Raw genomic sequence first — 345 nt, forward strand, 5'->3', positions numbered from 1 at the left:
GACGGCGCCGAAGGCCAGGCGCGGCGAGCGCGTGGACGCCTCCGCCGACCTGTCGGCGGCCTGCCCGCGCCTGGCGGCGTGGCCGCGATGCTGCAACGGCTGCGGCCGGTACCGCGCAATCGGCTGCAAGCGCCGCCCCCACGTCTTCTACGAGGCCCGGGCCGCGCAGCTGTGCGCCGACTCGGTCCTCGTCTCGTCCAGGCGCGGGATAGACGCCGACGAGCCCGCCGCGGCGGCCAGGCTGGAGGCGATAAGGGACTGCCTGCGCCGGGGGCTGTCGCCCGAGCAGATGGCGGCGCGCAACGGCGGCCCGGTGGACCTGTCGCCGTCGACCATCTACCGCTG

1 pseudogene is annotated in these 345 nt (G+C 76.5%); it reads left to right on the forward strand.

The window, feature by feature from the left end:
- Nucleotides 1–31: 31 nt before the first annotated feature.
- Nucleotides 32–345: pseudogene (locus ACTM82_RS09060) on the forward strand (hypothetical protein); the annotation flags it as partial.

This window comes from Collinsella sp. HCP3S3_E5, from assembly GCF_052067635.1.
In the GTDB taxonomy this organism is placed as follows: domain Bacteria; phylum Actinomycetota; class Coriobacteriia; order Coriobacteriales; family Coriobacteriaceae; genus Collinsella.